The sequence below is a fragment of the Haloarchaeobius sp. HME9146 genome (assembly GCF_025399835.1).
Lineage (GTDB): Archaea > Halobacteriota > Halobacteria > Halobacteriales > Natrialbaceae > Haloarchaeobius.
The window spans coordinates 1,172,245-1,189,121 of the sequence record NZ_JAODVR010000001.1 but is presented as its reverse complement, the minus strand read 5'-3'; the positions used below and the strand labels follow the sequence as shown (position 1 = coordinate 1,189,121).

Sequence of the window (16,877 nt, the reverse complement as noted above, 5' to 3'; positions counted from 1 at the left end):
GCGGGACTCAGAGCCGGGCCGCGAGTCGGCGGAGCTGCTCGTCGCCCTGGTCGCGAAGCGGCTCGCCGTGGCCCATACACGCCACCTCAAAGGCAGGTGCTCGCTCGGCGAAGGACCGGATGCTCTCGCCCGCCTGCTCGCGGTCGGCGTCGACGAAACTGGTCATCCGGTCGAGGGTGCCGTCGTCGGTTCCCTGCGCGAGGTCGCCGAGGAGGCCGACACCGAGCTTCGAACTGACGTAGCAGGTGTGGCCCGGCGTGTGCCCCGGCGTCGCGAACGCGGTGAAACTGCCCCTCTGCTCGCCGTCGGGGACCGCTTCGACCGGCAGGTCCGGGAGCGTGATGAGGCGGCGCATCAGGTGGCGCGTCAGGAACCCCTTGAACCCGGGCGCGTCGGGCTGGCGGTCGCCCCGGAGGACGCTGGCGGTGTGTTCGCCCGCGACGACCACCGCGTCGAGGTCGGGTGCCAGCTTCGCGAGCGCGCCGACGTGGTCGAGGTCGTAGTGCGTGATGACGACGCGGTCCACGTCGCCGAGGACGTGGCCCGAATCGAGCACGCCCGCCCGGATGCGCCCCGCGTCCCAGGGCGTCCCGGCGTCGACGAGCACGAGGTCGGCACCGTCTTCGAGGAGGTAGGCACTCACGCCGCGACAGGGTATCTGCCAGACGCCCTCGACGAGTTCGGTTGTCATGGCGCTGGCTACGGGGGTGGGGTACAAAACGGTGGAGGCCGCGGTAGCCACGGGGTGGCGACGCGACTCAGTTCAGCGCACGAGCGACGGACTGGGACTCCCGCGCCGGGCGGGCACCACGCAGCGCGAGCAGTATCGCGAGGTTGACAGCCACCACGACAGCGCCGACGAGCGCACTTCCGGCGAGTACGCCACCGACGCCCAGCAGCGCGTAGAACCCGTGGAGGACCATCGAACCCCCGAACGCCCATCGGCGGCCACGGAACAGACCGTAGGCCAGCACGCCCTGGGCACCGAAGAGGCCAACGAGGATGACCGAGGCGACGCTCCCGATGTTCAGGAGCACGCCGACGGCACCGACGACCGCGACGAGGCCGTCGACGACGGCCACTATCGATACAGTCGTTTGAGATGTTTTCATACCGTCATGAATTCGAGTGGTGTCAATAAATCTGTGGTATGCAACAACCCTACTGGTGGCACGTCGATATCCGTGTCATCCCGGCACAGGTCGAGAACCAACGAACATTCGTAGGGTGCTGCCGTAGAGGCGAGCGTGACCACCCGCCGCGACCGAATCGTCCTCGCGAGCGTCGTCTTCGTCGTGCTGCTCGCGCAGGTCCTGCTGTACCCCGGCATCGACACGCTGGTCGCCGTCTTCGACGGCGGCACGGCGCTCCAGGCCGGGATGTGGTTCCTCGCCGCCGAGTTCGCGGCGTTCGTGGCGTTCGCCGGCGTCTGGGGGGCCGCCAGTGATGCGGCCGGCAGGCGCGTCCCCTTCGTCGTCGCCGGGACCATCGGCGGCGGCCTCGGCTACGCCCTGCTCGCAGTCGTCCCTGCCGTGACGACCGTCCCGTTCTGGGCGGTCCTCGTGCTTCGCGTCCTCCAGGGCGCGGCCACCATCGGCGCGTTCTCGCTCGCGATGACGATGCTGATGGACCTAGATGGCGGGCACGGCCGGAACATGGGCGCGGCCGGCATCGCCATCGGCTCCGGGACCGCCCTCGGCGCCCCCCTCGGCGGGCAACTGTACGAGCTCTCACCGCTAGCCCCGGTCGCCGCCGCCAGTGTCCTCATGTTCGGTGTCGCGGTGCTGGCGACCGTCGCCCTCACCGACCGTCGGGTCGGCCCCCTGGCGAACGAGTCGGCCTCGACCATCTGGCGGGCCGTCGCGGGCGTGCGCGAGACGCCGATACTGCTCGTGCCCTACGTCTTCGGCTTCATCGACCGCCTGACCGCCGGCTTCTTCGCGCTCGTCGGCACCCTCTACTTCCGGGACGTGTTCGAACTCAGTCCCGGGGCGACCGGGCTGATGCTCGCGCTCTTCTTCGCCCCCTTCGCGCTCCTCCAGTACCCCTTCGGCATCGCCTCGGACAGGTACGGCCGGGTGATTCCGGTCGTCGCCGGGTCGGTGCTCTACGGCGTCGCCATCGTCGCGGTCGGCCTCGCCCCGACGGTCCAGCTGGCGGGTGCCGCCATGGTCGCCGTCGGTGTGGTCGGGGCGCTCATGTCGCCGGCGACGATGGCGCTCGTCACCGACTTCGCGCGCGACACCGAGCGCGGCGTGGCGATGGCCGGCTTCAACGCGTTCGGCAGCACCGGGTTCCTCGCCGGCATCCTCGTCGGCGGCACGGTCGCCAGCCGCTTCGGCTACGAGGCCGCGTTCCTCACCGCCGGCGGGGTCGAGATACTCATCGCCGCGGTGACCGTCCCGGTCTTCATCCGGCTGCGAACCCGACGGGAGCGGCCCGCCGCGGCGGGTCGGTGATGTGTGACGACAGGACACGGTTCGGGACAGTTCGACACCCTTAAAGGCCGAGACGGGGAAGTATCGACAACTCGCTGGACGACGGGCACCAGTGGGCACCTGCCCCCGTGCAGGTCATCGGAATGTGGTTCGCCCTCGCGAACTGAACCGGCCAACGCCCGTGGTGATACACCATGACAAAGAGCTTCTATTCCCACATCAAGGAAGCGTGGCAGGACCCGGACGACGGCAAACTCGCCGAACTCCAGTGGCAGCGAAAGCAGCAGTGGCGCAAGGAAGGCGCAATCGAGCGCGTCGAGCGCCCGACCCGCCTCGACAAGGCCCGCGAGCTCGGCTACAAGGCCAAGCAGGGCGTCGTCGTCGCGCGTGTCTCCGTCCGCAAGGGTGGCGCACGCAAGACCCGACACAAGGCCGGTCGCCGTTCGAAGCGCCAGGGTGTCAACCGACTCGGTCGGAACAAGAACATCCAGCGCATCGCCGAGGAGCGAGCGTCGCGCAAGTACGTCAACCTCCGCGTGCTCAACTCCTACTGGGTCGGTGAGGACGGCTCGCAGAAGTGGCACGAAGTGATTCTCGTGGACCCCGAGCACCCCGCCATCCAGAACGACGACGACCTCAACTGGATCTGCGACGACAGCCACAAGAACCGCGCGTTCCGTGGCCTCACGAGCGCCGGTGTCCAGAACCGTGGCCTGACGTTCAAGGGCAAGGGTACCGAGCACACCCGCCCGTCCACGAACGCCGGCCGCAAGCGCGGTAACTAAACGAACCGCTTCTCTCATCTTTCAAATCGACCCCGAGCGACAGCATCGTCTTCGAATCCGAACGAACGTTCCCGACACTCCGTGCGAATCGAACCGTTCTTCGGGGCAGGTCGTCGACAGTGAGACGTGAGTGGAATCGCGTACGCGCTGTTCGCCGCCGTCCTCTTCGGGGTCTACCTGTTCGTCGTGAAACGGTACTTCAGCGCGTACCCGGTCTCGGTGTACCTCTCGTGGGTGTACGTCGCGGCCGTCGTCTGGTATCTGCCGATCGCGTTCGCGACCACCGACGGGGTGCCGGTCCCGACAGACCCGGTCGCGTTCGGAGCGACCGTCGCCGTCTCCCTCGGGGTTGTCGTCGCGTTGGTTGTATTCTTCCGGGCGCTAGCCATCGGTGAGGTGAGCTACGTCGCCCCAATCAGCAAGGTCGTCCCCGCGTTCGTCCTGCCCATCGAGGTCCTCCTCCTCCAGGAACGCCTCACACCCATGCAGGTCGCCGGCGTGGTCGTCGTCACCGTCGGCCTGTACCTCGTCAACTACGAACCCGGCGAGTTACTGACGCCGCTTCGGCGCGCGGTGACCGCCCGCCCCGCCCAGCTCGCGCTCGTGAGTGCGGCCACCTTCGGCGTCGTCGACGTCGGCAAGCGGGTCCTGCTGCAGGAACTCGCGGTCACGCCGACCGAGTTCGTCGTCGTGATGTTGGTCACCATCCTCGTCTCGGTCGTCCCCCTCGCAGGTCGGAAACTCGACCTCGCGGCGGCCGCCGACGACTGGTGGAAGTTCGTCGCCGTCGGCGCGGTCATCGCCGGCGGCCAGCACGTCATCGCCATCTCCTTCACCACGCTCCCCGCCAGCGTCGCCTCGCCCATCGTGAACGCACAGGCCGTGGTCGCGGTGCTCCTCGGCGGTGTCCTGCTCGACGAACCGCAGTTCAGAATCAGACTGGTCGCCGCCAGCGTCGCCATCGCGGGCGTCGCCCTCATCACGCTCGGCTGAGTCAGGCCAGCAGCTCGGAGTACAGCCCTTCGAGCTCGTTCCGGGTCAGTTCGGGGAGGGCGTCGAGCTCGTCGTCGACGTCGAGTTCGTCGAGGGCGGCCCGGCAGATGTGAGTGTGCGAGCGCACGAGAAGTGTATCGATGTAGGAGACCCGGAGCAGCGTGAGCGCCTGGTCCACGTCGCCAGCATCGGTGATGCGGAACGACGTCCAGCCCGAGCGCGGCGCGAGCGTGTGTGGCGCGGTCAACCCGTCGGCGATGACCGCGTCGCGCAGCTGGAGCCGGTACTGGACGTCGACGAGCCCGGACCGGTGGACGTGGCCGATTTCGGTGGTACCGACGTGGAACTCGCGCCCGCCGTCGCGGTGGTCACTGTCCGTCACGGCCGGCCACGTGCTCACCTCGGCACTGATCGCGGTGACGAACTCGAAGGAATCGTGTTTCGCGGCAGCATCACTCATGCACTAACAGAGGCGTTACTACGGCTTTAGAAGCACGCTGGAGTTACCCAGGTGACTGGACAGTCAGTCGGACGAGACGGTCGTCGCCAGCGTCACGTCTGGGGGTGGCGGCCGTTCACCGCCGCGCGCACCTGCTGGAACCCTCGCCTGCGTCTGCTGCCGGCCTGATAAAACCTCCTCGAGGTTGGGGTGAACCCTGATGCGCGCTGCGCTGGACGTCCCCGACCATGCACGAGTTCAGTCCACCCCCGAAGACGTACAGCGGTCGCGGGAGCGTAGACACACTGTCAGCGGTCGGTGACCGCCGGAGTGTCGAACGCCCGGTCGTCGTGACGGACGAAGGAGTCGCGGCGGCTGGTATCGCAGCGACCGTTGCGGACACCCTGCCGGGCGACCCCCCGGTCGTCGACGCGGTGACGCCGAATCCGGCGTTCGAGACGGTCGAACACATCGCCGAGGCGCTCGCCGAGTACGAGGCCGACCTGGTCGTGGGTGTCGGCGGCGGGAGCGTCATGGACGCCGCGAAGGCCGCCTGCGCACTCCCGGCGTTCGGCGACGACCTGACCGAACTGCGCGCAGCCGACCCGACACAGCCACGGTCCCGCGAGGGCCGACCGCTGGTCCTCGTCCCGACCACCGCGGGCACCGGCACCGAGACCGGGCACTGGGCGGTCCTCTCCGACCACGAGGCGGACGAGAAGGTGAGTGTCGGGCACCCGGTGCTGCGGGCCGACGCCACCGTCCTCGACCCGGCACTCACCGACGACTGTCCGTCGTACGTCACCGCGTCGAGTGGGTTCGACGTGCTCACCCACGCCGTCGAGTCGCTCGTCGCGACGGGTGCCTCGCCGCTGACGACGCCGTACTCCCGGCGTGCCTTCGCGCTGGCCGAGCGGGCGCTCCCCCGGGCGGTCCGCGGCGACGACCCGGCAGCCCGTGACGACATGCTGCACGCCAGCTATCTGGCCGGGCTCGCGATGAACAACGCCGGCCTCGGCGCAGTCCACGGGCTCAGCCACGCCATCGGCGGCGTCTACGACACGCCCCACGGCCACACGAACGCGAAGTTGCTGCCAGCGGTGGTCCGACGGTCGGCTCGGGACCCGGCGGCCAGAAGCGCCTTCGCGACCCTCGCGCCCGAAGCCCGCGAGCCCGGCGCGGCACTGGCGAGTCACCTCGAAGCACTCCGGTCACAGGTCGGGCTCGACGACCCGCTGCCGAACGCGCCCGAGCGATGGGAGTGGGACGCGGTCGTCGAGCGTGCTGCGGGGAACGTGAACACCGAGACGAGTCCGGTCTCGTTCTCGAAAGAAGAGCTGCGCGACGTCTGTCTCGAGAACCTCTGACTACCCGGTCGCGAGGTTCTGCGACTGGGCAGCTTCACCACCGAGCTTTCGCTCGATGAGTGCGAACATCGAGTCCAGCGTGATGGCCAACAGCGCGCCCGGAATCGCCCCGGCCAGCGCCTGGTTCATGTTGTACAGCCGGATGCCGCCGACGACCCACACGCCGAGGCCACCGCCCGCGATGAAGAACGCGAGGTAGGCGGTCCCGACGTTGATGACCGAGCTGGTCCGGATGCCTGCGAAGATGACCGGGACGGCCTTCGGGAGCTGTATCTTCCGGAGTATCTCCCAGTCGGTCATCCCCATCCCGCGGGCGGCCTCGACGATGCTGTCGTCGACCTCTTCGATGCCCGCGATGGTGTTGGTGAGGATGGGCAACAACGCGTAGGTGAACAGGCCGATGACCGACGGCCAGAAGCCGATGCCGACGAGCGGGAACACCAGGGCGATGATCGCCAGCGTCGGGATGGTCTGGGCGGTGTTCCCGACACCCTGGATGAGCGTCTTCGCCCGCGGGTTCCGGGTCGCCGCGATGCCGAGCGGGATGGCGACACAGATGGCGAGCAGTTCCGAGAACAACACGAGCTTGACGTGCTGGGTGAGCAGCGTGATGAACTCGTCCTGACGCTCCATCAGGAACCGGTACGCTTCGGGGAGCTTCCCGATGAGTGCCGGCGACAGCATGGTCAGGGTGCCCCCCGCGACACCTTCGCGTCCACGTTCCGGAGGTCGGACTCGGACACGGTGCCCACGACCGACCCGTCCCTGACGACCGGCACCGACGAGTCGTCCCGTTCGAGGAGTCGCGAGAGCGCGACGTGGGCGCTGTCGGTCGGCGAGAGGGGTTCGGGCTCGCCGTCGCGGACCGGCCGGCGCTCCGTCTCGGTCATCACGTCCCGGACCTGCGTGACCTGGAGCTTCTTCAGCTCGCGGTCCTCGCCGATGAAGTCCCGGACGAAGTCGTTCTTCGGGTTCTCCAGGATGTTCTGGGGGGTGTCGTACTGGACGAGTTCGCCCACGTCGAAGATGGCGATGCGGTCGCCCATCTTCAGCGCCTCCTCGATGCTGTGGGTGACGAACAGGATGGTCACGTCGAGTTCGTCCTGTATCTCCAGGAACTCGTCCTGGAGTTCGTCGCGCGTGATGGGGTCGAGCGCCCCGAAGGGCTCGTCCATCAGCATCACGTCGGGGTCGGCCGCGAGCGCCCGGGCGACGCCGACGCGCTGGCGCTGGCCGCCCGAGAGCTCGGTCGGGTACTGGTCCGCGTACTCCGCGGCCGGCAGGTCCATCAGGTCCAGCAGTTCCACGACGCGCTCACGGATGCGGTCCTGGTCCCACCCCTTGAGGTCTGGGACGGTCCCGACGTTCTCCGCGACGCTCATGTGGTCGAAGAGGCCGATCTCCTGGATGACGTAGCCCACCTCTCGCCGCAGTTCGATCTCGTCGAGTTCGGTGATGTCGGTTCCATCGAAGTAGACGGTCCCCTCGGTCGGGTCGATGAGGCGGTTGACGAGCTTCATCGTCGTCGTCTTGCCACAGCCCGAGGGACCGACCAGCACGGTCGTCGTCCCTTCCTCCACCTCGAAACTGATGTTCTCGATGGCGACGGTGCCGTCGCCGTACTGCTTCGTGACGTTATCGAATTCTATCATGATTGCACGCTATCTTCGGTTGTCGTGGACGCGCCCGGTCGGCTCGCGCCGCCGGTGGCCGAGACGCGCCCGAGCACGCCGCTGAGGACACGCGTCCCCAGTTTCGGTTCGACCTCCTCGCCGTTTCGGAGGCGGAGCACCTGTTCGATCGAGGCCAGCACGTAGTCGACCGCGAGCGTGAACCCGGACAACACGGCCGTCGTGACCACGATCTTCGCGGTGTTCGCGCTATCGATGCCGTCGAAGATGAGGTCGCCGAGGCCACCCGCCCCGACGAACGCCCCGATTGCGGCGATGCCGATGAGCAACACGACGGCGTTTCGAACGCCCGCCATGATGACCGGCAGTGCCATCGGAACCTGGACGCGACGGAGCCGCTGGACGCGCGTCATCCCCAGTCCCGTCCCGGCCTCGACAGCGGCCTCGTCGACCCGCGAGAGTCCGACGTAGGTGTTCCGGACGACGGGCAGTTGTGTGTACAGGATGAGCGCGAACACGACGGGTGGCTTCCCGATGCCGAGGTACGGGATGAGGAGCCCGAAGAGCGCGATGGAGGGGACAGTCATCATCACGCCGGCCAGCCAGAGCACCACCGTCGCGAGGCGGTCGTCGTAGGTGATGACCGTCCCGAGGAGCACACCGAGGGGCACGGCGATGAGCATCGCCCGACCGACGATGGCGAGGTGTTCCATAAGGAGCTCCCAGAGCTGTGCCTGGTTGTCCAGGAAGAACTGGAGGTAGTCTCCCAGGAACGCCACCGTGAGCGTGGCGAACTCGCCGTCCGGTGCGACTGCGTAAGTGGCGGACATTGGCTCAGACGAGGCCTTCGGACTCGAGGAAGTTCTTCGCCACAGTGCGAGCGTCCTTCTTGTCGATGGAGACCTTGCGGTTGAGGCTCCGGATGGTGTCCGTCGACAGCGCGTTCGCGACCTCGTTCAGTGGCTCCTCGATGGACGGGTTCTCCTCGAGAGCCGGCTGCCTGACCATCGGGGCCGGGTTGTACACCGGGAAGAAGCCCTTGTCGTCTTCGAGCGACTGGAGGTCGAACTTGAGAATCTTCGGGTTCGTGTTGAACCCCATCGTGACTGCCGCCTCCTTCTCGCCGACGATCTGGTAGCCCAGTGCCGGGCTGACGTTCTTCACGTTGAGCTGCTTCGCGGCGTCCGCGAAGTCGTAGTGCTCGATGAGCCCTGGCCAGCCGTCCTCGCGCTCCTGGAACTCGGCGTCCATCACGAGGGTATGGTCGGTGTTGCCGTCCTGGAGGTACGTTGCGTAGTCGCTGATGGAGGTGACGCCCGTGTCCTCGGCCCACTGCTTGCGGACGCAGAGGACGTACGTGTTGTTGAACGGGGCGCGGTCGAGCAGCGTGATGTCGTGTTCGGACTCGAACTCGCTCTCGACCTTCTGCTGGATCTTCTCCGGGTCGGTGATGACCTTGCTGTGCTTCGGCGGGAGCGTCGCCCACGCGGTACCGGTGTACTCCCAGTACATGTCAGTCTGGCCGCTCTTGAGCGCCTCGAAGTTGGTGACGCTGCCACCCAGCCCGACCTTGTCGTTCACGTCGACGTCGGTGTTCGCCTTGAGCGCCTCGACGGCGAGGTAGCCGAGCACCTCCTGTTCGGTGAACTGCTTCGAACCGACGGTGATGGACCCGCTGCCGCCTCCCCCACCCCCACCCAGGATGGCGGAACAGCCTGCGAGAGCAGTCAAGCCTGCTGCGCTGGTCACTGCACCGGCCGTCTTGAGTGCGTCACGTCGTGTGGTCTTCTGTGTCATGCGTATCAGTACGTATCCTGAATTACCCGATTAATCATTGGCACAAACTATTCTCACCCTTTAAGTACACCCGTCCTCAGCCCTCCGGCGGGACGACCGTCACGGGCACCCCTGCGTTGAGGATGAGTCGCTGCACGGTGCTGCCGAAGACGGCCTTGCCGGCCGGGCTTCGCTTGCGTCCGTAGACGTAGAGCCGGTCGGCGTCCTCGCTCTCTGCGACCCGGAGTATCGCGTCCGCGGTCCGCTCGTCCTCGTGCGCACCCCGCGGTCGCGACGACAGTCCCTCGTCGGCCAGCACGTCGATGGCCGCGTTCACGCCGCGCTTGCGCGAGGCGAGGTCATCGAGGGTGAGTGTGTCGTCGTCGTCGAGGTTCTGTCGTGTCGATTCGGCCTCGGCCTCGTCGAAGACGTGGAGGACGACCACGTCGGTGTCCTCGTCCTCGACGGCCGCCGCGGCGTCCGCGACGGTCTCGGCCCAGGGCGCGTGGTTCTTCACCGGCACCAGTGCCGTCTCGCTCATATCCGATACTCCAGCGAGACGGCCATTATTCGACTGTCGCACATGTGTTCCTGTATAAGTGTATCCGGCCTCAGTCGTCCTCCGCGGCGAGGCTGACGTAGGAGACGAGGAACTCCATGAACGAGCGCTCGGCCTTGCGAAGGTGGTTCGAGGCGGTCGTCTTCGTGATACCCATCTCCTCGGCGAGCTCCTCCAGCGTGACCTCCCGCGGGATGTCGAAGTAGCCGCGTTCGAGCGCGAGGGTGAGCAGTTCGCGCTGGCGGGACGGGATGGAGCCGAGCAATTCCTGCCACTCCGCCGCACTCGGGGTCACCTCCCGGCTGAAATCTTGGGAGATGCGCTCGACCGAGACGGGCCCGAACTCCGAGAGGAGCTCCGTCGCCTGCGACAGCTCTTTGCGGTCGTTCAACAGCAGGTCGAAGCACTCCCGTCCGTCTTCTAACTTGGTCGGGCCGATGGGGAGAAAGCCCTCGTACAGCAGCGTCTGCAGCGGCGTGAACTCGGTGAGTTGGCCCCGCAGGAACAGCGTGGCTGACTCCCGGTCGGTGTCGCGGCGCTCGTAGCGTTCGAGCACCTCGACCTCGTCCGCGGCGTCCCAGTACTCCTTGATGACGGCGACCGTCTCCTCGAAGTCGTCCGTCTCCAGGGCCATGATACCGATGTAGCGCCGGTTCCGGAAGGTCGACGCGAGGAACTCGCCGAAGACGTTGTACCGGGCGAGCTCTGCAGTCCAGTCTCCCTCGTATCGGACACAGACCTTCGCGGTGAGCATTATCGAAACCCTCTGCGCATGGGTATTAAACCCTCCTTCCTGTCGTGTCGCCCTGCCAAGGTTCGAGGAGGCAATCGACCCGGGCGTCCGGGTCGCCGAGGACCCGTTCGACCCGCGAGACGGTCTCGGCCGGCACGGTCGGTTCGAACAGTTCGGCGGCCTTCTCGCGTCGCTCCGCGTCGGTGAGTGGCTGCTCCCGGGCACCGCGTGGTCGCAGCACGTCCGAGCTGTAGGTCCCGGATGCGGTCACGAGGTCGACCCGGGCCAGGCACTCGGCCGGGAACCGACGTTCGAGGTCGTCGTCGACCACGAGATCGACCCGGTCCGCGAGGGCCAGAATCGTCTCGTCCTCCCGGCGCTCGGCCGCCAGTTCGGCGGGCGTGAAGTCGCCGGTCACCAGCGCGGCCGCGACCGGGAACGGGTAGGAGTATTCGGCCTCCTCGGCACTCTCGGGGCGGCTGGTATGGAGGTGCGTCGCCGCCTCGAAGGTGTGTACCCGGATGCGCTCAACCGAGCCCGGGTCGATACCGTGCTCCTGTCGGAGCGTACGAATCGCGTCGACGCCGGGTTGTGCCCACCGACAGCAGGGGTACGGTTTGAGGTAGCCCGACGTGAGATACCAGCGGTCGCCGAGGTCGTCGGTGACCGCAACCGAGGACTCGTCGAAGACGGTCCCCGAGGCGGTGAACCCGCGGGCCGCGAGGTCGGCTGCCGCCAGCCCCGCGAAGGCCCCCCAGCCGATGCCGTCCTTGGTCATCCCCGGCTGCTCCACGCCGCGCATGATGGGTGTTCGCGGGGCGTGGTACTCCGCGGTCCCGAGCGCGTGTGCGGTCGTCTCGCGGTCGAAGTTCCGGAGTCTGGCGACCGCGGCGGCCGCCCCGACCGCGCCCCACGAGCCGGTCCCGGTGTACACCTCGTCGGTCGCGTGGATGGCGAGGCCAGCCCGGACTGCGAGTTCGTAGCCGACCGCGACGGCCGTGCGGAATTCCGAGACGGAGCCATCGACCGCCTCCGCCGTCGCCAGGGCCGGCGGCACGACCACCGCCGCCGGATGCCCCTTCACGGCGCGGTGACCGTCATCCACGTCGAGCGCGTTCGCGGCCGTCGCGTTGACCAGGGTCGCACCCGCGGGCGAGAGCCTTTCTCCCGACTCGTCGAGCAGGGTGGCGTCGGCACCGTCGGCCGCCCCGGCGTGGTGTGTCTCCGCGTAGGACCGAACCACGTCCGCGGTCGGGAAGCGATAGCCGGCCGTGATTGCGGCGAGGGTGTCGAGCGTTCGGGCGTCGAGGTGCTCGCACACCGCGGGCGGGAACGCCGAGAGCTGTGCGTCGTGGACGAAGGAGATCGCTGTATCGGTAGTCATGGTCGAAACGAGCTGGAACAGACACGGAGGAGTGAGTCGATGGGAGCGGGCGAATCGACAGGGACGACAGTGGTGGGGCGTGACAGGGAGAGAGCGTCAGTCGTCGGCCGGGGCGGCCTCGACCTCGTCCCAGTCCTGCTTGGCCACGTCGAGGCCGTAGAGGTCGATGGCGTTCTGGCCGAGGATCTTCGCCTTCTGCTCCTCGTCGGCCCCGATGCAGTTGATCTTCTCGAGGGCGACCGGGATGTTCGAGGAGTGCTCGGCGGCCATGAGGAGCTTCTCCGCGCCGACGCGCTCCATCGCCCGGCGGATGTACATGTTCATCGCGAGCGTGGTGTCGAGGTAGATGTTGTCCCAGCGGGCGGCCATCTGGATGGCCTCCTGCGTGAGGGTGTATGCCCCGCCCATGTGGGCGAAGATGATGGGCAGGTCCGGGTAGTCGTCGGCGACGTCCATGTACATGCCGGGGACCGAGAACGGCATGCCGTGCGGGCCGGTGTGGACCATCACGGGCACGTCGTTCTCGACACAGGCGTCGTAGACGTCGTAGGCGATGTCGGAGGTCGGGTCGACGCCCCACGCGAGCGTGTGGAGCTTGACGAACTTGAAGTCGAGTTCCTGCACACAGCGCGTGATCTCTTCGTGGACGAACTCGGTGCCGAGGTGTGGGTTGACCGCGGCGGTGCCGAAGATGCGCCCGGGGTAGTCCTGGCTCGCCTGGTAGATCTGGTCGTGGACCTCCGAGACGGACTCGTCCGTCTCGCCGCCGAGCGGCTGGAGGATGGTCGCGTCGACCTTGTTCTCGTCCATGGCGTCGATGACCTGTTCGACGCTCTCGGACCACTCGAAGGTCCGGTCGGTCTCTGCGTCTTCGTTGCCGAGGTGGTGGTGTCCGTTGACGACGGGGTAGTCTGCCATTGCACTCGGTTCTTGTGCGGATACCACCCATGAGGCTTGACGACAACGTGTAAACGATTGAAGTGGGGGTGGAAGAATCAGTCCAGCCGGAGCAGCCGGACCGGGGTCTCGGTGAGACACTGTCGGACCGTCTCGCGGGGGACCCCCGCGTCGACGACGGCCTCGGCGAACTCGCGTAATCCGGGGACGGGCGGGTTCTCGGCCTGCCCGAAGTCGGTCGCCAGCACCGCGTTCTCGGGGCCGACACGTTCGACCGCCTCGGCGACGCGCTCGATGGTGTGGCCCTCGGTCGTCTGGACCGCGTAGGCGCAGTACTCCATGACCGCCCCAAGTTCGGCGAGGCGCTCCTGGCGCTCCAGGGAGACGTCGACCACGCGGAAGCAGGGGTGGTTCACGAGGCAGTCCACGCCCGCGTCCGCGCAGGCCTCGGCCACGGTCTCTATCTCGTCGGGGGCGGCGTGACCCGTCCCGAGCACCGCGTCGTACTCGTCGACGAGGTCCATCACCTGACGGGTCGCGGGCGTGACCTCGCCGTCTCGGGCGACCGGAATCTCCTCGTCCTCGTCGGGGACGCGATGGCCGACGAATCGCTCGACCCCCGACTCGCGCGCCTGCGAGGCGTGGTTCGCACTCCAGGCGGTCGGGAGCCACACAACCTTCGCACCGAGTTCCAGTGCGGCCTCGACGGCGTCGCGGTTGAGCCCGCCGACGCCGCCGTTGCAGGCGACGCCGCCGAACAGCAACTCGTCGCCGACCGCCTCGTTCACGAGGTCGACACGTCCCGCGGTCGGGACGACGTGGCTCTTGACGAGGATGGCGCGCATCCCGGCCTCGCGGGCGTCGCGGGCCAGGTCCACGTCGCTCTCGAAGCGCTCGATGAGGTCCGGTGCGGTGTGGACGTGCATGTCGATGGCACCGTCGAGCAGGTCGGGGTCGGTCATCGGACCACCTCCGCGAGCAGCGCCATGGGATGGCGGGTGTCCACGTCGCAGTCCGCGAGCTGCTGGCTGCAGGACGCGCCGCCGGCGGCGACCACGTCCGCATCGACCGAGTCGAGTTTCTCGGCGAGGTCGGTCCCCAGCTCCATCGAGAGGTCGTAGTGCTCGGTCTCGTAGCCGAACGCGCCGGCCATCCCGCAGCAGGTCGCATCGACCGGCGTCACGTCGTAGCCGGCCTGCCGGAGCAGGGCGACCGGGGCGTGGTCGCGCCCGCGGGCGGTCGCGTGGCAGTGGCCGTGGTAGGCGACGGAATCTGCTGTCTCACCACCCGCCTCCGGCAGGGAAACCGCACCCGCCAGCACCTGCTCGTACAGGAACCCGGCGACGGTGTCGGCGGCATCGGGAACCTCGCCAGGGTCGTCGACGAGGTCGTCGTACTCCTCCAGCGCGCTGGTACACGACGGTTCGAGACTGAGGACCGGCACGTCCCCGGCATCGTCCCGGAGCGTCTCCACGTTTTCGGCGGCGTCGGCGCTCGCGTCCTCGACCAGCCCCTGCGAGAGCGCGGGGCGGCCACAGCAGTTCACGTCGGGAATCTCGACCGAGTAGCCGAGCCCTTCCAGCAGGTCGACCGTCGCCTTCCCCACCTCGGGATGGTTGTAGGTCGTGTAGCAGTCGGGGTAGAGCACGACCGCGCCGTGCTCGCCCGCGTCCGGGGCTGGCTCGTGGTCGGCGAACCAGTCGAGCAGGGACTCCCTCGCGAACTCGGGGAGTGTCCGCCGCCGGTCGATTCCCAGCGTCTTCTCGGCGACGACCCGGCCCGGACCGAACTCCGCGAGCCGGTTCGCGACCGGCGCGAGGGCGCTCCCGACTTTGTTCAGGGTGCGGACGTTCCCGAATAGCCGGGCGCGCAGTGGGATACCCGATTCCTGATGCTTCTGGTGTTTGGCCTCGGTCTTCAGCTTCGCCATGTCGACCCCGGTCGGGCACTCGGTCTCGCAGGCCTTGCAGGCGAGACACCGGTCCAGTACGTCTTCCTGGAACCAGTCGCTGGTCAGGGCGTCCTCGCCGAGTTCCCCGTCGATGGCGTCCCGGAGCGCGTTGGCTCGCCCCCGGGTGCTCGTCACCTCCTCCTCGGTGGCGCGGTAGGAGGGACACATCACTCCACCGTCCATCGTCCGGCACTTCGAGCAGCCGTTGCACTGCTCGACCAGCGAGCCGAAGCCGTGCTCGTCGGAGAAGTCCAGCGCCGTCTCGACCGGCTCGGGGTCGTAGTCGCCGAAGCGCAGTTGCTCGTCCACCCCCGCGAGATTGCCGTCCCGGTCAGGCACGACGTTCGCCGGGTTGCAGACGTCGTCCGGGTCGAACGTCTGCTTGACCTGTTCGAACGCCCCATACAGCGTCTCGCCGTACATCTCGCCGAGGTACGCGGACCGGAGTCTGCCGTCGCCGTGTTCGCCCGAGATGGCCCCACCCACGTCGAGGACTACCTCGTGGACCTGCTCGCTCACCGACCGCATAACCTCGCGGTCGCGCTCGTCCTTGAGGTTCAGGAACGGTTTGATGTGGAGGACACCCTGACCGGCGTGGCCGAAGACACTCGCATCGAGGTCGTGGGCCGCGAGAATGTCGCCTACCCTGTCCAGATAGTCCGGGAGTTCGGCGGGTGGAATCGCCGCGTCCTCGATGAACGACGGGGCCTGCTCGTCGCCAGGTCGGCGGTTCAGGAGTGGGTTCGACGCCTTGCGGACCTTCCAGAGCCGGTCCTGCTCGTGGTCTTCGACCGCCCGCTCGACCGAGACGGTGTGCTCGGTCCGGCTGGCGGCGACGGCCTCGTCCAGCCGGCGCTCCCCCTCGCCCGCATCGCACTCGATCTCGACCAGCAGGGCCGCCCCGGCCTCGTCGGGCACGAGGTCGATGCCCCAGGCCTCCCTGGCGTGGCCGAGGACCGCGTCGTCGATGAGTTCGACCGCACTCGGGTCGGCCGCCAGCGAACCGGTCACCGCGTCGGCCGCGGTTCGCACGTCGTCGTAGAACACCATCGCGGCGGCCCTGGTCTCGGGGACCTCGGTGAGTGAAAGCGTCACCTCGGTCACGACACCGAGGGTGCCCTCGCTCCCGACGATGAGATTCGAGAGGTCGGCCCAGGAGCCGTCGCTGGCGACGCTCGATTCGAGGTCGTAGCCGCTGGAGTTGCGGTCCACGTCGGGGTAGCGGTGGTCGATCTCCTCGGCATGGAGCGTCGCGAGGTCGACCACGGTCCGGTAGCACTCGCCGACGCGGCCGTCGCGTGCCAGTTCCGTTTCGAGGGCCTCTCCCGAGACCTGCTCGAAGTCCGCGACCGAACCATCGGGGAGCACGCACTCGACCCGACGGACGTTGTCCCGGGTCGTCCCGTGGCGAACCGAGTGCGCCCCGGCGGCGTCGTTGGCGACCATGCCGCCGATGGTGCAGGTACTCGACGTGCTCGGGTCCGGCGGGAAGTACAGGCCGTGGTCGGCCAGTTCGTCGTTCAACTCGTCGAGGACGACGCCGGGCTGGACCGTGACGGTCTGGGCCTCGGCGTCGACCGACACCACCTCGTCGAGGTGGCGCGAGCAGTCGAGCACGATGCCCTCGCCGACGGCGTTCCCGGTCAGGCTGGAGCCGGCACCCCGGGCGACCACACTGGTGCCCACCTCGCGGGCGTACGCCAGGGTTCGGCGCACGTCCTCGCGGGAGGCGGGCCACACCACGCCGGCGGGTTCGACCCGGTAGATGCTCGCGTCGGTCGCGTACAGCGTCCGTGCGGTCCGGCCGAAGTCGGCCTCACCGTCCAGTCGGGTCAGCGGGTCGGGGACGGTCCCCGTCACCGTCTCTCCATCTACACTCATGGCTCACACTCCGCGTTCATACCCCACCCTCGGGAGGGGACCG

The 16,877-nt window shown here is 68.0% G+C and carries 17 protein-coding genes; 4 read left to right on the top strand and 13 right to left on the bottom strand.

Annotated elements, in window-relative coordinates:
• Positions 1–7: 7 nt before the first annotated feature.
• On the bottom strand, positions 8–691 hold the full coding sequence (locus N6C22_RS06115) for an MBL fold metallo-hydrolase (RefSeq protein ID WP_261650174.1): 684 nt from the start codon (positions 689–691) through the stop codon (positions 8–10).
• Positions 692–758: 67 nt separating this feature from the next.
• Positions 759–1,112 (bottom strand): hypothetical protein, encoded by a 354-nt coding sequence (locus N6C22_RS06110; protein WP_261650173.1) that lies wholly within the window; start codon positions 1,110–1,112, stop codon positions 759–761.
• A gap of 135 nt (positions 1,113–1,247) precedes the next feature.
• On the opposite strand from N6C22_RS06110, the gene N6C22_RS06105 reads away from it, so the two are divergent.
• From N6C22_RS06105 to N6C22_RS21140, 3 genes are all read left to right on the top strand, one after another.
• Positions 1,248–2,459: an MFS transporter gene (locus tag N6C22_RS06105; RefSeq protein WP_261650172.1), complete on the top strand. Its 1,212-nt coding sequence runs from the start codon at positions 1,248–1,250 to the stop codon at positions 2,457–2,459.
• A gap of 173 nt (positions 2,460–2,632) precedes the next feature.
• Positions 2,633–3,223, top strand: coding sequence for a 50S ribosomal protein L15e (locus tag N6C22_RS06100; RefSeq protein WP_261650171.1), 591 nt, complete (start codon positions 2,633–2,635; stop codon positions 3,221–3,223).
• Positions 3,224–3,349: 126 nt separating this feature from the next.
• Positions 3,350–4,216, top strand: coding sequence for a DMT family transporter (locus N6C22_RS21140; RefSeq protein WP_261650169.1), 867 nt, complete (start codon positions 3,350–3,352; stop codon positions 4,214–4,216).
• Position 4,217: 1 nt separating this feature from the next.
• Here the strand turns inward: N6C22_RS21140 and N6C22_RS06090 are convergent, their stop codons facing one another.
• A complete protein-coding gene (locus tag N6C22_RS06090) occupies positions 4,218–4,676 on the bottom strand; it encodes a luciferase family protein (RefSeq protein ID WP_261650168.1) in 459 nt (152 codons plus the stop codon).
• A 227-nt stretch (positions 4,677–4,903) separates the two neighbouring features.
• Between N6C22_RS06090 and N6C22_RS06085 the strand changes: the two genes are divergently transcribed.
• On the top strand, positions 4,904–6,022 hold the full coding sequence (locus N6C22_RS06085) for an iron-containing alcohol dehydrogenase family protein (RefSeq protein ID WP_261650162.1): 1,119 nt from the start codon (positions 4,904–4,906) through the stop codon (positions 6,020–6,022).
• On the opposite strand, the gene N6C22_RS06080 is transcribed toward N6C22_RS06085, so the two are convergent.
• The 10 genes from N6C22_RS06080 to N6C22_RS06035 all read right to left on the bottom strand — a co-directional run bounded on the left by N6C22_RS06080 (position 6,023) and on the right by N6C22_RS06035 (position 16,834).
• On the bottom strand, positions 6,023–6,706 hold the full coding sequence (locus N6C22_RS06080) for an ABC transporter permease (protein WP_261650160.1): 684 nt from the start codon (positions 6,704–6,706) through the stop codon (positions 6,023–6,025).
• Positions 6,707–6,708: 2 nt separating this feature from the next.
• Entirely contained in the window at positions 6,709–7,674 is a 966-nt protein-coding gene (locus N6C22_RS06075) for an ABC transporter ATP-binding protein (RefSeq protein WP_261650159.1), read from the bottom strand.
• Positions 7,671–8,483: an ABC transporter permease gene (locus N6C22_RS06070; RefSeq protein WP_261650158.1), complete on the bottom strand. Its 813-nt coding sequence runs from the start codon at positions 8,481–8,483 to the stop codon at positions 7,671–7,673. The genes N6C22_RS06075 and N6C22_RS06070 overlap by 4 nt, the downstream gene beginning before the upstream one ends.
• Positions 8,484–8,487: 4 nt before the next feature.
• A complete protein-coding gene (locus tag N6C22_RS06065) occupies positions 8,488–9,450 on the bottom strand; it encodes a glycine betaine ABC transporter substrate-binding protein (RefSeq protein ID WP_261650157.1) in 963 nt (320 codons plus the stop codon).
• 76 nt (positions 9,451–9,526) lie between these two features.
• Positions 9,527–9,970, bottom strand: a complete 444-nt coding sequence (locus N6C22_RS06060) for a universal stress protein (protein WP_261650156.1) — start codon at positions 9,968–9,970, stop codon at positions 9,527–9,529.
• A gap of 70 nt (positions 9,971–10,040) precedes the next feature.
• Entirely contained in the window at positions 10,041–10,742 is a 702-nt protein-coding gene (locus N6C22_RS06055; protein ID WP_261650155.1) for a helix-turn-helix domain-containing protein, read from the bottom strand.
• Positions 10,743–10,767: 25 nt separating this feature from the next.
• Positions 10,768–12,105, bottom strand: a complete 1,338-nt coding sequence (locus N6C22_RS06050; RefSeq protein ID WP_261650153.1) for an MmgE/PrpD family protein — start codon at positions 12,103–12,105, stop codon at positions 10,768–10,770.
• Between the two features lie 96 nt (positions 12,106–12,201).
• Positions 12,202–13,023: an amidohydrolase family protein gene (locus tag N6C22_RS06045; RefSeq protein ID WP_261650152.1), complete on the bottom strand. Its 822-nt coding sequence runs from the start codon at positions 13,021–13,023 to the stop codon at positions 12,202–12,204.
• A gap of 77 nt (positions 13,024–13,100) precedes the next feature.
• Positions 13,101–13,964, bottom strand: coding sequence for a DUF6282 family protein (locus N6C22_RS06040; RefSeq protein WP_261650151.1), 864 nt, complete (start codon positions 13,962–13,964; stop codon positions 13,101–13,103).
• The gene (locus tag N6C22_RS06035; protein ID WP_261650149.1) at positions 13,961–16,834 is read right to left on the bottom strand and encodes an FAD-binding and (Fe-S)-binding domain-containing protein; all 2,874 of its coding nucleotides are present in this window, start codon (positions 16,832–16,834) and stop codon (positions 13,961–13,963) included. The genes N6C22_RS06040 and N6C22_RS06035 overlap by 4 nt, the downstream gene beginning before the upstream one ends.
• Between the last annotated feature and the right edge of the window lie 43 nt (positions 16,835–16,877).

Excerpts from the sequence above, each read along its gene's own strand:
- N6C22_RS06115 (WP_261650174.1), bottom strand. The coding sequence starts at position 691 with ATGACAACCGAACTCGTCGAGGGCGTCTGGCAGATACCCTGTCGCGGC.
- N6C22_RS06110 (WP_261650173.1), bottom strand. The coding sequence starts at position 1,112 with ATGAAAACATCTCAAACGACTGTATCGATAGTGGCCGTCGTCGACGGC.
- N6C22_RS06100 (WP_261650171.1), top strand. The coding sequence starts at position 2,633 with ATGACAAAGAGCTTCTATTCCCACATCAAGGAAGCGTGGCAGGACCCG.
- N6C22_RS06090 (WP_261650168.1), bottom strand. The coding sequence starts at position 4,676 with ATGAGTGATGCTGCCGCGAAACACGATTCCTTCGAGTTCGTCACCGCG.
- N6C22_RS06085 (WP_261650162.1), top strand. The coding sequence starts at position 4,904 with ATGCACGAGTTCAGTCCACCCCCGAAGACGTACAGCGGTCGCGGGAGC.
- N6C22_RS06080 (WP_261650160.1), bottom strand. The coding sequence starts at position 6,706 with ATGCTGTCGCCGGCACTCATCGGGAAGCTCCCCGAAGCGTACCGGTTC.
- N6C22_RS06075 (WP_261650159.1), bottom strand. The coding sequence starts at position 7,674 with ATGATAGAATTCGATAACGTCACGAAGCAGTACGGCGACGGCACCGTC.
- N6C22_RS06070 (WP_261650158.1), bottom strand. The coding sequence starts at position 8,483 with ATGTCCGCCACTTACGCAGTCGCACCGGACGGCGAGTTCGCCACGCTC.
- N6C22_RS06065 (WP_261650157.1), bottom strand. The coding sequence starts at position 9,450 with ATGACACAGAAGACCACACGACGTGACGCACTCAAGACGGCCGGTGCA.
- N6C22_RS06060 (WP_261650156.1), bottom strand. The coding sequence starts at position 9,970 with ATGAGCGAGACGGCACTGGTGCCGGTGAAGAACCACGCGCCCTGGGCC.
- N6C22_RS06055 (WP_261650155.1), bottom strand. The coding sequence starts at position 10,742 with ATGCTCACCGCGAAGGTCTGTGTCCGATACGAGGGAGACTGGACTGCA.
- N6C22_RS06050 (WP_261650153.1), bottom strand. The coding sequence starts at position 12,105 with ATGACTACCGATACAGCGATCTCCTTCGTCCACGACGCACAGCTCTCG.
- N6C22_RS06045 (WP_261650152.1), bottom strand. The coding sequence starts at position 13,023 with ATGGCAGACTACCCCGTCGTCAACGGACACCACCACCTCGGCAACGAA.
- N6C22_RS06040 (WP_261650151.1), bottom strand. The coding sequence starts at position 13,964 with ATGACCGACCCCGACCTGCTCGACGGTGCCATCGACATGCACGTCCAC.
- N6C22_RS06035 (WP_261650149.1), bottom strand. The coding sequence starts at position 16,834 with ATGAGTGTAGATGGAGAGACGGTGACGGGGACCGTCCCCGACCCGCTG.